Raw genomic sequence first — 14242 nt, 5'->3', positions numbered from 1 at the left:
TGTCTTTATCACTCTAACCTTGTCTAGCTTTCTTGCTTCCAAGTGGATAACAGCGCAATATGCCTCGGTTCAATACCGCAGCAACCACCAATAATAGTCGCCCCTAATTCATGCCAACGTTTGGCAAAATCGAGATACTCTTCAGGAGAAAAGTGACGAACGGTTTGTATCGCTTCGTTGGCTTGATGTCCCGATTTAATCGGCGTAAAACTGTTGGCAAACACGCCAATTTCCAAGCTCTTGTTGTTACGCTTGGTGATGCTATTCACGACTTCAATCGCCTGGGCAATCACTTCTGGGATAGAGCAGTTGAAGAATAGCCCTTTCCCACCAGCCTCTAATAATTGCTCGACGGCCTCTTCCACTGTTTCTCCGGAACGAAGCAATGCAGGCTGGTCTAATTCATCTTGCAAGGTAAAGCAAAGGTAGGCGGTTTTTTGAGTTGCGTTAAACAGCTCTAGATACATTTTCGCTTCTGCAACACTGGCAACGGTTTCAGCTAGCCACAAATCAACATACTCATCTTGCGCTTGCATCAGCTCGGAAGTGATCGCTTTCGCTCGCTCATATTGAAACAGCTCTGGTCGATAGGAGCCAAATACCGGCGGCAGCGATCCTGCAACAAGCACGTTGTGCGTCGATTCAGAAACCGCTTCACGAGCCAGTTTTGCGGCTTTATTGGCAAGCGCTGCACCTTGCTGAGCGTATCCCTCATCGCCAAGGTGAAACGGCACGCAAGCGTAGCTATTCACTGTAATGATCTCGGAGCCCGCATCGATAAAAGCATGATGCGCCAGTTTAACCAACTGTGGCGACTCAATCAGCGCTTGGGCACTCCACAAAGGCTGAGAAAACGGCGCACCGATACGCTCTAGCTCTCGCCCCATACCACCATCTAAAATAGTTACTGCTTTCATATCTACCTACTGCTGTTAAAAGCGTGACTAAGAGACGCTATTAAACCACAAACGAGCCAAACATGAATGGGGGTTACACATAGTTATTTTCATCCGCTTATTTCAGGCTCCTCGACATACAAAAAGTGCATCAAGGCTTTCACCTGATGCACCTTGGTTAGGACTCTAGCTTATCGGTCTAATTAAGAGCAGACGATGCTACAAATGCAGTCTCAACGTAATTTGTTCAATTTCATCTCGCCATTGCTGCTGTAACGCTGGTTTCTGATGTTTTGGCTTACGTTGTACATCGGCCTCTAACAAGCTTTCGAGCTGAAATAGTTTATCCAGCAACCAATCTTCATCGATGATTTTTGAAGCTGCACAAAGAGTACTAGAATCTGAAGAACTCAATTGAGTTGAGTTGTCACTGGTACTCTCTGTTTCACCACTGTCAATCTCGTCATACAACCTCTGTAAGTCATGCCACTGTGTCAACGCCCCGTCTTTAATCAACCAATAGCGATTACAGCTTTTTTCAATCAGTTCCCTGTCATGGGTCACCAAAAGTACTGCACCATCGAATGTTCCAAGCGTTGAGGCCAACTCCTCTTTACCATCCAAATCCAAGTGGTTGGTCGGCTCATCAAGCATTAGGAGGTGGTAATTTGCCAGCGACAAACCAAGCATCAAGAGTCGGGAGCGCTCCCCTCCACTGAGCTCGTTTACACGTTGAGAATGACGGTTGAATGCAAAACCCGCACTAATCAGTGCCATTTTTCGCCGCTCTTCATTCTCATCGGTAAACACATCAAGTGCGTCGATTAAAGTCTCGTTGTCACTTAGCTGTTTAAGGCTCTGATCATAAAAGCCTAATCGACAGCGAGAGTGAAACTGAACACTGTCAGAAAGACTCATAGCTTGCGAGTATGTTTGCCAAAGCATCTTGAGCATCGAAGATTTACCGCTACCGTTGCAGCCAATAATGGCAATACGATCGCCACTTTTGACACTTTGCTCGTCCACGGAAAATAAAGTCTGTGCGTCATTCGTCGGTCTAACCGCCAAATTTGAGAGACCAAGTAAGCGATTCGCTTTCATCGCTTCTCCGTTTAGCATTAACCTCCAAGGCGTGCCTTCTGTTAGTTCCGTTTGCGCATCTTTGAGCTTTTCAGCTCGCTTTTCCATATGTTTGGCTTTTCTGGCAAGATCTTCATTGTCGTAAACCCGCCCCCAAACTGACAGTCGCTTAGCACTTTTCTCGATCCGATCAATTTCCTTTTGCTCTGCCTGATTTCGCAGCTTGGCCGTTTCATCGTCGGCTGCGAGTTCCACCAGCGCAGCGGAACACGGCAGTTGAAAGTAATGTAGAGATTTGTCTCTTAAAATCCAGGTGCAGTTCGTAACCTTATCCAGCAGGCGCTTATCGTGAGACACAAGAACAAAACTGCCCTTCCAGTTAATTAAGAACCGCTCAAGCCAAAGCAGTGTTGGCAAATCCAAGTGGTTACTCGGCTCATCAAGAAGCAACAAGTCCGGCTTATTAATGAGTGCTCTTGCTAACAGCAAGCGAGTATGTTGACCGCCGCTCAATGTGCCCGCCGTTAGCGTCCATTGCGCTGCCGTAAACCCCATATCGGACAAAATAAGTTCCGCGCGCCACAGCTCTTGTTGGCGATCATCCTTTGGTAGTTTGGCAACGACAGCATCAAGCATGGTAACGTGTTCAAGCTCATGTGGAAGATGCTGCTCTACCTGTTCCATGAGGCAATGATTCGCTAGCGTAACTTCCCCTGAACGCGGTTCTTTGTTTCCACAAAGCAGTTGAAGTAAGGTACTTTTTCCGCAACCGTTGTGGCCGACAAGGCCAATACGATCACCTTGCTTTAGGGTGAAAGAGATTGCTTCAAACAGCGGTGTTGAAGATGTATGAAAATGAATGGATTGTGCAGATAGTAATGTATTCATGGCTTACTCAAGTTTTTCAAGGCGCAAAGCACCTATTGTCAAAATGGGCTGACAATAACTCTGTAAGCTAGAGAGAAGAGATTCTCGTTAGTCTGTATAAATTGCGTCCTCGCTCAAGCTCAGTTATCGCAGCACGATACTGGTAAAACTTGAGCGAGCTTGAAAAGCAAAAACGTATGCAAAATATAATGCACACTGGTTCATGGGTTACCTCCTTGTCTTTTCGGTTGAATTTAGGTTGTCTATTTTATCAACTAAAGCAATGAAGTCTAGCGGATTATCTGACACGTTTTATAGATTAAATTAGGCAATTAACTGATTTTAAAGGCAGAAACTTTAATCCTCATCCAAAACAGGCTATACCTATACCCATATCGCATTCAGATACCAACTTCACAGCGGAAGACTCAATGACAGTCAAAGAAATACTTCAGATAAAAAACGTACGTTACTTTTTGATGTTTCGCAGCAGCTATTTTGCACGCTTCTACTACCCGGTTTTTACTCTACTTTATCTGGACTACGGCCTAACCCTCTCTCAATTTGCCATGCTTAATGTGGTTTGGGCAGCGACCATCGTCATTTCTGAAGTTCCTTCTGGCGCGTTCGCAGATACTTTGGGTCGCAAAAAACTCGTGGTGCTGTCATCGATCGTCATGTTTGTAGAGATCGCCATGATTGCCTTTGTTCCCACCGGGAACGCTAACTTGGTCTTCGCGGTATTTTTGGTCAATCGGGTGTTAAGTGGGTTAGCTATGTCGCTAGCCAGCGGCGCCGATGAAGCGCTCGCCTACGACACGCTAAAAGAACAGGGCAAGGAAGAAATTTGGCCGCAGGTTCTTCAAATACAGCTGCGCATCGCATCCAGTGTTGGCATCGTTGTCACCTTAGTTGGCGCTGCTATGTACGATGTGAACGTGATGGGTAGTATCGCTGAATGGTTTGGTCTCGCAAGACCAGAAAGCACCCAAGACATCATGCGTATTCCAGTCTACGCCACCTTACTCGTTGCGCTCGTTGCCATCTATGCCGCCACTAGCATGCAGGAAGAGCGTAAAGTCGCGCCACATGCCGATGGAAAAGTCGCATCGACGATGGCCAGCCTAAGGCTAACAATGGATACGGCTAAATGGGTAATATCAACACCTTACGTGATGTTCATCTTGCTCTATTACAGCTTATTTGAGCACACCTCACGCATGTTTTTGACCATGAACAGTCAATACTACCGCGCCATTGAGATCCCGATCATCTATATCGGTTTTATTGGCGCTGGCATTAGCCTATTCCAAATCTTATTGGCTGGACAAAGTCGCAGACTGGCCGAGCGCGTGGAACCTAAGTCCTTCATTACGCTAATGGGGCTTGCCGCCATGGCAACCTATTTCTGGATAAGTCGTGGCTGGCCAATTTATGGCGTGATTCCGGCTCTGTTATTGGTGTTCATTACCATGACGGTAAATATCTTCATTAGCTATCATCTCAATAGAAAGACCGAATCACACAACAGAGCCACCGCACTCAGCTTCAAAGGCTTAATGTTCAACCTTGGATACGGCATGATTGGTATGCTCTATGCGTACTACTACAAGATGGTTTCTCAACGTTATAGCGATCAAGAAATCGCGCAACACCTCGACTTTTTAGCGTCACTGTCATCGTTTTTCTATTACTTTACCGCGTTGTTTATCGGGCTCAGCGTGTTCTTTTACTTCAGCAACAAAAAGCGTCCCGTGTTCAACCAGTCATAAATGAGGTGTTCATGCAGTCTTTGTCTCTCAATCAAGCTCAAAAATTAGCGCTGCTGTCACAAGGCCTTCCTTCTCAGCCGGTTTCTGGAACAGCCTATCAGCAGTCAGTGCAAGCGATGAGAGGCTTGGGGTATGTTCAGATTGATACTATTTCGGTGGTGCAGCGTGCCCATCACCATACACTTTGGAGTCGAAACCACCGCTATTCACCCGATCATCTTGATCGCATGGTGCGAGATAAAGTGGCTTATGAATATTGGTCTCACGCGGCTTCATACCTCGATATGCAAAACTATCGCTTCTCTTTACCTCAAAAACATGCGCTCAAGTCGGGTAAGCAAAACCATTGGTTTAAGAAGAATCCCAAGCTGATGGCAGAAGTACTGAGTAAAATCACCATTGATGGCCCTTTGATGGCTAAAGACTTTGCTCAAGATGCGGTTAACGTCAATACCATAAAGAAGCAAGGCTGGGAAAATAAACCCACAAAGCAAGCTCTGGAAACACTGTACATGCAAGGTGATCTGATGATCACCGAGCGTCGAAAGTTTCACAAAGTGTATGATTTGACCGAGAGAGTCCTCGTAAATGGGGTAGATACACGGATGCCCACCGATGATGAATACGCTCAATTTTTGGTATTAAACACACTTAAAATCCATGGTATCGCCACCATATTGGAGATGAGTTATTTACGAAAAGGGACCAAACCGTTAGTAAAAAAAGCGCTGCTAGAACTAGAAGAGATGGGCAAAATCAAGCAAGTGACCGTCAACGGTGAAGCCTATTTTGTGCTTCCCGAATCCCTTGAACTGCTCGACAAGCGATTAAACCGTCGTCAAGCGAAGCTGCTTTCACCCTTCGATAGCTTCATCATCCAGCGCGATAGACTGCGGAAGTTTTTTAACTTCGATTACTTGCTCGAGTGTTACGTTCCGGCAGCCAAAAGACAGTTTGGCTATTTTGTGCTGCCGATTTTATGGGACGGTCGATTAGTCGCTCGAGTGGATTGCAAGACTCATCGAAATCGTGCTCATCTTCAAGTGTCCAAACTCTATATCGAGCCACAAGTATCGCGACATGATGAGTTCAAACATGCCCTAGCAAAAGAGCTGTCTTCCTTTGCCTCATTCAATCACTGCGATAGCTACAACATCGATAAGACGATCATTACTTAAGACCTTTTGGCTTGTTAAACATTCTTAGGTAACGTCGAGTAAGGCACAATTACGACTTTGGGGCATCGTCACCTTGGCAATGACTATTGACCAGCTGAGATTGCTCAGCTTTGATGCGCTTTACAATTCGTTCGTCGCGCGCTTCTATCTCTGTCAGATTCAGTTGTGAAATATCGGCGACTGCCTCATGCTTCATTGCCGTCATATCATGATGCAAATCCTCGCTCCATTCCTGTTTATCAAGCGTGTTAGCGGCGGCAAAAGCCGAAGACGTGATAGCGATTACACCAAGAGTAGATACGAGTAAGCTTTTCATAATATGCCCCTTTGGGATTGGTTATTGGTAAATGTGCAGACTACCTTACTTGCCCATTCCCTGTTGCACATGTGGTGCCAACTTTTAGATTAATAAAAATCAATAAGTTAAAGCATTGAGATTTTTAACACCTTCTCTGACATGGCGAATTTGACACAGAGAGTGTGAAATTCACCATCTACAATTTAGACATTTTGTGACCGGACCTTAGGTTATCGTTTACCTATAAGATAAGTATGAAAATACCGCCTAAAATAGACATCAAATAGCTTCTGAGTACACAGTTAAAACCTATGGAACTACCCATTACCCTCGCATCATCAAACGAACTTTCACCAATTGGGGTCTATCACCTAAAGCGACTCTGGTCATCAACGTTCGCTAAGCGGTACCAACAAACCCAGTCTTTCCCTCAAGATGTACACCTTGATCGATTAGTCTTAGATGCTCTTGGCATTGGGCTGAATCAAGCTTATCAGTTTCTATACGCTCAAAAGCCCTCACTCGATGAATTTGAAGATTGGGTTGTCGCAACGGCAGGCAAACCAAGCAAAAGTCGCATTGAGCGACTTAACGCCGATATAGCAGGTTCAGCATACAGTAGAGAGACTCACGATTGGCTGAGTGCGATTGACAACGCTCCACCTGTATTGTCACAGCAAGATCTCGCATTTTGGCAGAGAAATGGCTATGTAATTATCAGAAACGCTGTGGATTTGAATGCCTGCCAAGAGGCTGAGAAGGTGATTTACAAAGCGGTTGGCGCAAAGTCTGATGACCACTGTTCTTGGTATCAAAAGACAGCATCCGGGATCATGGTAGAACTGATACAAAGCGAAGCGCTAGAAGCCAATCGCCGTTCTTTGCGAATTCATAAAGCCTTCTCTCAGCTCTGGGATACGCCCGCTCTTTGGGTGACAGCAGATCGATGCGGATTCCATGCCCCGCAGCGAGAAAGTCACCCATTTCCGGGGCCAGATCTACACTGGGATGTCGACTTTGATCAGCCACTCGATTTCGCGACACAGGGAATACTCTACCTCACCGATACCCCACCAGAACAAGGTGCCCTGACCCTAATTCCGGGGTTTCATCATAAACTGTCAAACTGGTTACAAAGCTTGCCCACAGATACCGATCCTAACCAACAAGACCTACACGCTTTAGGTTCAGTCCCAATTGGCGCCAACGCTGGAGATATGATTATCTGGCACCATCATCTCCCTCACGGCAGCCGTCCCAATTTAGGAGTGCGCCCAAGAATCGTTCAATACATCAATATGTACCCAGGACGAAGGCATCTTGCTTGATTCAAAGGTTAACCCTTAACTTTCTCAGAGACGCCAAAAAACCGCTCTGGCGCTTTCTCTTCGCCGTTTTCAATCACAAACTCAAGTTCATCAGCCAGTTGCGATTTGAGTGCACGCAGCTTGGTGAGGTCGTCATTGGCAAGTGATGGATTCCCCATTTGCACATGAAGTACACCTCGGTACATGTATGGCTCAGGGAGCGACGGTGCGATAGAAATCGCTTTGTTGTAATGAAATAGCGCAGTGTTGTAATGATCTGCCCCCTGTTTACGTAGGGTATAAGCGAGGTTGTTGTGTGCTTGCGCCCAGTTTTTATCTCGTTTGAGGGCAGCTCGAAACTTTTTCTCAGCATCGAGAAATTGTTTGTCTTTCATAAGTTCCACGCCTTGATTGTAAGTGCGCTCGGCTTTGTTCAACGAGTTATAACTAGAGCTGGAACCCGCGGACCACGCTCCAAACGAAGACAAAGCGAACACAAATAGTAAAGTTGGTAGACGCATGATGTTCTCCTTTTCAGTCACTTGCTCTGTTATCTACGCAATAAGAGCCATTCTGTTCACCCACAGCCTGCTTTATCATTGCTGTGAGACCAACAAGAACCCCCCTTTGCTTAACATGCACCAAAACCGATCTTGTTATCAATCTGATACGAATGGTTTTTATCTCTAACAACAACACTTCCAAAGGAGAAAAATCTCGACAAATATAGTAATGCCAACAAGTTTCAACCTATCATTCTGAAACCATAAAAATCCACCAGTAGATAGTTGCACGCTTTGTGACCTACTACTCTCATCCTTGAGTCTCATCCCCTTCTCTTCAATCAAAAGGATGAGCTGCTTAGATATTGCGCACATTAAATTGGTGATGCCCTAACCAAAAATAAAAAAGGACAACCCATGACATCAATAAAATCTGCTCTGTCTATGGCAGTGATGAGTGCACTTATGTTTGGCTGTGCGTCAGATCCAGCGACTTCTTCAGCGAATGAGACGGCAACCGCAACAACGGCGGCAGTAGCTGCAGCTCCAGCAGGTGTTGACACAGCCATGATGGCTGCCTGTGACAACCCGACAGTTTCGGAAGCAGGCCCTGTACGTAAAAAGCTTTATGTCGTTGGCACCTTTCCTGGTGCAAGCTGGAAACACATCGACGCTCGCGCATTTGAACACAAAGGCGATGGCCTATATCAAGCCGTAGTCGAAGAGCAACCAGGTAAATACTCAATGCAGTATGCAGCAGCTGACTGGAAACCGCAGTTCACCGCAGACGGTCGAGTCCTTAACGTTGGCGAAACGAAAGTACTGAAATGGGGTGGCTACGGGAAAGATACCAAGTCAACCATTGAAGCAACTGGCAAATACGTTTGGTCTGTGAAATTTGACGAAAAAGCGAACCCTATTGCTGTTAGTCTTAACCAATGCCAATAAATCTCTAGTGCTGAGCGAGCACTGCTCGCTTGGCATCCAGCCTTTGTTCTAAAACGTCGATCTCATCCCGCGAATACGTTTGCCAACTTAGCCCCTTCATCGCTATCATTAACCTTATCTGTTGCAACTGTTGCCCTCCTCAATGAAAAAGCACGAACAGCTGGTTCAAGATCTAATCAGCAAAATCTGCCAAGGCGTGATCACCCAAAAACTCCCTTCAGAAAGGGAGCTAGCCGACAAGTATCAGTTGTCGAGGTTCTCAATTAGAAAGGCACTAGCAAAACTCGAAGCGATTGGTGTGGTAAAGCCTAAAACAGGATCCGGTTATTACGTTAATACTGCTATTATTGGCACGCCATTAATTTATAACTCCATCACAGAAAACAGTTTTGAGCATATTTCTTATAAGAAAGTTCAGCTCAATAAACGTGTACCCACTCATCATGAGATGCAAGTATTTTCTATCGGAGAAGATGATTATCTTTGGCACATCAAACGCTTAAGGCTAGTGCAAGATAAAATCACCCAAATTGAAGAGACTATTTTACCCGTGCATTTATTCCCAAAGATGAACGATACCCTGGTGGAAAGCTCGCTGCAAAAGTTAGCGCTTTCGCTTGGGTTAGGAATAGACAGCTACCTGACTAGTTACAAGGCGGTTAGCGTATCATCAGAAGATGCAAAAATATTACAGTGCAAGCGTTCAACCTCTGCAATGAATATTACCAACCGAGGTTTTTTAACCTCTGGTGAAGCGTTTATTGTCAGCGACATTATCGATATTAACTACCAGTGCACTTATCACACCAAATTTAATAACGAAAGTTTACAGTACCGAGATCAAAACGACCGCTAAATTAGCGGTCGTTTTGATTTATTTCTTATTTGCCAACTATTAAGGCGTATGAATTGAACCGTCCGGCAGTCGGCTTTGTGTCCATTCATGAGCGCGATACTCCACCGGGAAGTCCGCTGCTGCCTCAACATCCATTTCCACGCCGATACCCGGCTTTTCGCTGGCATACAAGAAACCTTGTCGCGGCTCTGCTGCATTCGGGAATACGCGGCGAGTATTCTCTTTGTAATGCACGTGCTCTTGAATAGCGGCATTATGCAGATGCACATTCAGGTGCGTGTTCACCGCTGCGCCAATCGGTGTCATATCTGGTGGACAGTGCCACGCAATGCGCACGCCAAAGCTTTCACATAAGTGACCCAGCTTAAGTGCTGGTGTAATACCACCGATTTGCGAGACGTGACAACGGATGAAGTCAATCTGGCGATTAATGATCACCGACTTCCACTCTTCTGGATTATTGAACAGCTCACCAAGTGCCAGCGACACAGATGTTTGGCTGCGCAGGTTCGTCAACCATTCCGTTTGATTGGGTGGCAGAATATCTTCGATGAAGTACGGATAGTACTGCTCAACTTGCTTGGCAAACTGCAACGCTTGATTTGGAAACAGTCGTTCATGCACATCGTGAAGAATGTGGAACTGATTACCGTACTTCTCGCGAAGCTTTTTAAACATATCGATGGTGTTCGCCATGTACTGGTCTTGATCGTAATACGATCCTGCCGTTGGCTGTTCAGTCGTGTGCATGTTTTCTGGAACGCCACCATAGAATCCTAACTGACAGCGAATATGCTTGTAGCCTTGCTCCAAGAACTCTTCGACTTGCTGGTATAAACCTTCCATTGTGTCGCTGGTCGCGTGAGTGTAAACCTGAATAGCATCGCGAGATTTACCGCCAAACAATTGATGCAGAGGCATATTTGCAAGCTTAGCTTTAATATCCCAAAGTGCCATATCAACACCAGAGATTGCATTATTAATAACCGGGCCATTGCGCCAATATGAATTCACCATCATCATTTGCCACAGATCTTCAATATTATTTGCATTTCGACCAACAACTAAAGGCTTAATATATTCATCAACCATAGTTTTTACAGCAAGTGGACGCTGCTGAAAGGTTGCACAGCCATAGCCAGTAACGCCTGATTCTGTTTCAACGATAACAGTAATAAGATTATGTCTGTCCGGTTTCGTAATGATGCACTGGACATTTGTAATGATGTTTTCTTTCACGATATGGGCTCTTAGTATGAAATCTCATTCTATCTAACAGCGAAAAATAATGAAATTCAAGCGCTAATTTATGTCCAATTTTAACTGGTTCGTTATCGATGTGATTTTTTAAAGAAAAACGAACCAATCGCCAAAAATAGCTTAAAATTAGTAAATTCACGCATTTAATGTGATGAATCTCTCTGTTTTTTCGATTGGGACAAATCTTATCGCTGGATATGATAGCCCCATCGAATAACGGTAGAAGATAGGAAATCCTACTATGCAACTAACCGAAACGCTAAACGACGTGAACTCAAAAACTAATACCAATAGCGAGCAAAGCCGTTTCAACGACAGCCTACAGTCGCTTGTCGCTGCGCTGGGTGGGGATGACAATATCATCAACATCACGCACTGTATGACTCGCCTTCGCTTTAAGCTTGCCGATGAATCTCTAGCCAACAAGGACGTACTAGAAGCCATCCCAGGTGTCAAAGGTGTGGTGCTTGCTCAAGGTCAAACTCAAATCGTCATCGGTGTCGATGTCGAGAAGTGGTACAACGCTCTTTCCGGCGTAAGCACGACCACTGACGAGCCTATTTCAGAAGCAGAGAAAGGCAAACTGTTCCAAAATGCCATGCGAGTCGTCGCGGGTATCTTTGGCCCTGTCGTTCCAGCGATTGCAGGCGCAGGTATGTTGATGGGCCTGCTTTCAGGCCTTATTGCAACCAATGTAATTTCAGAGTCGTCGGACACGGTATTCTTCTTCCGCTCGATTTCAGTCGCGGTGTTCTTCTTCCTTCCTATGTTGGTGTCTTTCTCGGCCGCTAAAGTATTTAAAGTGAACGAGTACATTGCTCTTGCGGTTTCATCTGCGATGCTGGCTCCAAAGCTTGTTGATAAAGCGGCAATGTTAAAAGAAGTGGGCAGCGCTCCTGAGCTTACCGTATTGGGCTTCGTGCCTATCGAACTGCTCAACTATGGCGGTGCTATCGTGCCAGCAATCCTAGCGGTTTGGGTATTGTCTAAAGTGACACCGTTCGTTGACCGTTTTGTGCCATCTTCTGCGAAGCCTGTATTTACCCCCCTACTGGCCTTCACAGTGACGTCGACCATTGTACTGTCATTGGTTGCTCCAGCAGGTATGTGGCTAAGTAATGGCGCAGGTTGGGTAGTGAGCTCACTACTAGAGATTTCACCAACGCTTACTGGTTTTGTGTTCGGTATCACTCGTCCTATTACGATTGTGTTTGGTATCCACCACAGCATGACACCAATCAGCCTAAACAACTTTGCGTTGTACGGAAAAGATTTACTGATGCCAATTATGTGTCTAGGTAACCTAGCAATTGCTGGTGCAACCATGGCGGTATGGTACAAACAACGCAGCCGCGTTTCAAAGGAGCAATCTTCAGTAACAGTAGGTTCAGGTATCACCGCTATCCTTGGTATCACAGAGCCAGCGCTATTTGGCGTACTGACTAAGTACACAAAAGCTCTGTTTATGGCGAGCCTAGCAGCAGGTATCGTAGGTGCGATTTCAGTGACCATTGATACTCACCTAACCAGCTACATTCTGTCTTCTGTGTTCAGCCTTCCAGCGTACTTGGCGAGCGGTACTCAGAACTTCATTCAAGCAGTACTGGGCGTTGTCGGTGTATTTGCACTGGCCTTCACGCTAACCATGATGTTTGTGAACGTTGACGACAAATAAGCGAAGCGGCTAAATATCCAAAACACGATATAAAATAAAGGCTCATAACCACTAGGTTATGAGCCTTTTTCTGTTTACGGCTTTTGTTAGCGTCTAATACAAGACGTACATCCCCGGCATGCAGAGCGTGTTGCTGGATCGAGACGGCCTCGCTGGATTTTGCAATACGCGTTACGCAAAACTCGCCTCGCAGCGAACCAATCATCTGGTTTTTGCATTAACAGATAACCATTAAAGCGCTTGAGAAGTGGCAGACGATATTCATCGAGAAACTTGCGGTCATAGTCGACTTCAAAATAGTCGAAGACCTGCTCAAGAGCAGAGAAAGTGGCCAGTTTGTCTTGGATATCGGTAAAGCTCATTGCAGCCGAAAAGAGAAGTGAAGGTACGAAGAGTGTATTAGAGATAACAAGAAAGAGGAAGCCCGAGACGCCATTCCCATAAATAGGATGCCCCCTCGCCTCGAGCCTAATCTTGTTAATTTGCGTTAGATAGTCAATTACGCCTGGTATTCCGGGTAGTCTAAAAGACCAACCTCGTTGCCACCGAACAGAGTCTCTGGGTTGTGCGGTGCTAGCGGGTAACCGTGCTGAATACGACTCGGCAGATCTGGGTTTGCGATAAATGGACGACCGAAGCCTACCATGTCCGCAAGACCGCCAAGGATCGCTTGCTCAGCTTTCTCTTGGTTGTAGCGACCAGCATAAATAATGGTACCTTGGTACGCTTCACGCACTGCTGTTTTAAACTCAGCAGGTGTGTCTGGCGCATCATCCCAATCCACTTCAGCGATATGCATGTAAACCACATTGTGTTTGTCCAGTACGCGTGCAGCTGCAGTGTACGTCTCTACTGGTGTTTTATCGACTGTCCCGTTAAGTGAAGTAAATGGGGCTAGACGCACACCCACTTTGTCCGCACCAATCGCGTCAACAACTGCCGCAACCACTTCATCTAGGAAGCGAAGACGGTTTTCGATTGAACCACCATACTCATCATCACGGTTGTTCGCTTCTGAGTCGATAAACTGGTTAATGAGGTAACCGTTTGCACCGTGCAATTCGATTCCATCAAAGCCCGCTTCAACAGCGTTTAAAGCCGCTTGACGGTATTGACCAATCACTTCTTCAATATCTTGTTTGGTCATTGCACGTGGCTCTACAACGTCAACAAAACCTGGCTCATTGCTACCATTATCAACAAACACTTTCACGTTTTCTGCTTTGAGCGCAGACGATGAAATTGGCTGTTCACCACCGATGTTATCTGGGTGAGTAACACGGCCTACATGCCATAGCTGAGCGAAAATTGCGCCGTCTTTAGCGTGTACCGCATCTGTTACTTTTTTCCAGCCCGCAATCTGCTCTTGCGAGTAGATGCCTGGTGTCCAAGCATAACCTTGACCCATTGGAGAAATCTGAGTGCCTTCTGCAACAATAAGACCTGCTTGAGCGCGCTGTGCATAATACTCGGCCATCATGTCGTTGGCTACGTTGCCTGGCTGCGATGCACGAGAGCGAGTCATCGGCGGCATCACGATACGGTTTTTTAGAGTAAGCGAACCAAGTTGAATTGGTTGAAACATTGAATCTGTCATAATCA

Annotated in this window: 13 protein-coding genes; 6 read left to right on the top strand and 7 right to left on the bottom strand. The window is 45.8% G+C overall.

Annotation, left to right across the window (positions count from 1 at the left end; translation table 11 throughout):
* Positions 1 to 23: 23 nt before the first annotated feature.
* Together PG915_RS21490 and PG915_RS21485 are read right to left on the bottom strand one after the other, a co-directional pair.
* The gene (locus PG915_RS21490; RefSeq protein WP_353499031.1) at positions 24 to 917 is read right to left on the bottom strand and encodes a homocysteine S-methyltransferase family protein; all 894 of its coding nucleotides are present in this window, start codon (positions 915 to 917) and stop codon (positions 24 to 26) included.
* A 198-nt stretch (positions 918 to 1115) separates the two neighbouring features.
* The gene (locus PG915_RS21485) at positions 1116 to 2864 is read right to left on the bottom strand and encodes an ABC-F family ATP-binding cassette domain-containing protein (protein WP_353499030.1); all 1749 of its coding nucleotides are present in this window, start codon (positions 2862 to 2864) and stop codon (positions 1116 to 1118) included.
* Positions 2865 to 3274: 410 nt separating this feature from the next.
* Here PG915_RS21485 and PG915_RS21480 point away from each other — a divergent pair, with 410 nt between their 5' ends.
* Entirely contained in the window at positions 3275 to 4615 is a 1341-nt protein-coding gene (locus tag PG915_RS21480) for an MFS transporter (protein ID WP_353499029.1), read from the top strand.
* An 11-nt stretch (positions 4616 to 4626) separates the two neighbouring features.
* Complete coding sequence (locus tag PG915_RS21475) at positions 4627 to 5793, top strand: winged helix-turn-helix domain-containing protein (RefSeq protein ID WP_353499028.1); 1167 nt, start codon at positions 4627 to 4629, stop codon at positions 5791 to 5793.
* Between the two features lie 49 nt (positions 5794 to 5842).
* Here the strand turns inward: PG915_RS21475 and PG915_RS21470 are convergent, their stop codons facing one another.
* A complete protein-coding gene (locus PG915_RS21470) occupies positions 5843 to 6109 on the bottom strand; it encodes a hypothetical protein (RefSeq protein ID WP_353499027.1) in 267 nt (88 codons plus the stop codon).
* A gap of 293 nt (positions 6110 to 6402) precedes the next feature.
* Between PG915_RS21470 and PG915_RS21465 the strand changes: the two genes are divergently transcribed.
* On the top strand, positions 6403 to 7419 hold the full coding sequence (locus tag PG915_RS21465; RefSeq protein WP_353499026.1) for a phytanoyl-CoA dioxygenase family protein: 1017 nt from the start codon (positions 6403 to 6405) through the stop codon (positions 7417 to 7419).
* A gap of 8 nt (positions 7420 to 7427) precedes the next feature.
* On the opposite strand, the gene PG915_RS21460 is transcribed toward PG915_RS21465, so the two are convergent.
* Positions 7428 to 7919 carry a tetratricopeptide repeat protein gene (locus tag PG915_RS21460; RefSeq protein WP_353499025.1) on the bottom strand — a complete coding sequence of 164 codons (492 nt, stop codon included), beginning with the start codon at positions 7917 to 7919 and terminating at the stop codon, positions 7428 to 7430.
* Positions 7920 to 8318: 399 nt separating this feature from the next.
* Here PG915_RS21460 and PG915_RS21455 point away from each other — a divergent pair, with 399 nt between their 5' ends.
* The gene (locus tag PG915_RS21455) at positions 8319 to 8849 is read left to right on the top strand and encodes a glycosidase (protein WP_353499024.1); all 531 of its coding nucleotides are present in this window, start codon (positions 8319 to 8321) and stop codon (positions 8847 to 8849) included.
* Positions 8850 to 8991: 142 nt separating this feature from the next.
* A complete protein-coding gene (locus PG915_RS21450) occupies positions 8992 to 9705 on the top strand; it encodes a GntR family transcriptional regulator (protein WP_353499023.1) in 714 nt (237 codons plus the stop codon).
* A gap of 39 nt (positions 9706 to 9744) precedes the next feature.
* On the opposite strand, the gene PG915_RS21445 is transcribed toward PG915_RS21450, so the two are convergent.
* Positions 9745 to 10944: an enolase C-terminal domain-like protein gene (locus PG915_RS21445; RefSeq protein WP_353499022.1), complete on the bottom strand. Its 1200-nt coding sequence runs from the start codon at positions 10942 to 10944 to the stop codon at positions 9745 to 9747.
* Positions 10945 to 11206: 262 nt separating this feature from the next.
* Here PG915_RS21445 and PG915_RS21440 point away from each other — a divergent pair, with 262 nt between their 5' ends.
* On the top strand, positions 11207 to 12640 hold the full coding sequence (locus PG915_RS21440; protein ID WP_353499021.1) for a PTS transporter subunit EIIC: 1434 nt from the start codon (positions 11207 to 11209) through the stop codon (positions 12638 to 12640).
* A gap of 86 nt (positions 12641 to 12726) precedes the next feature.
* Here the strand turns inward: PG915_RS21440 and PG915_RS21435 are convergent, their stop codons facing one another.
* A complete protein-coding gene (locus PG915_RS21435) occupies positions 12727 to 13002 on the bottom strand; it encodes a nitrogenase-stabilizing/protective protein NifW (RefSeq protein ID WP_353499020.1) in 276 nt (91 codons plus the stop codon).
* A 137-nt stretch (positions 13003 to 13139) separates the two neighbouring features.
* Positions 13140 to 14237: an alkene reductase gene (locus PG915_RS21430; protein ID WP_353499019.1), complete on the bottom strand. Its 1098-nt coding sequence runs from the start codon at positions 14235 to 14237 to the stop codon at positions 13140 to 13142.
* Positions 14238 to 14242 lie beyond the last annotated feature (5 nt).

It is taken from the genome of Vibrio sp. CB1-14, assembly GCF_040412085.2.
GTDB lineage: Bacteria > Pseudomonadota > Gammaproteobacteria > Enterobacterales > Vibrionaceae > Vibrio > Vibrio chaetopteri.
The sequence above is the reverse complement of the archived record's forward strand: the minus strand, read 5'-3'. Positions and strand labels throughout refer to the sequence as shown.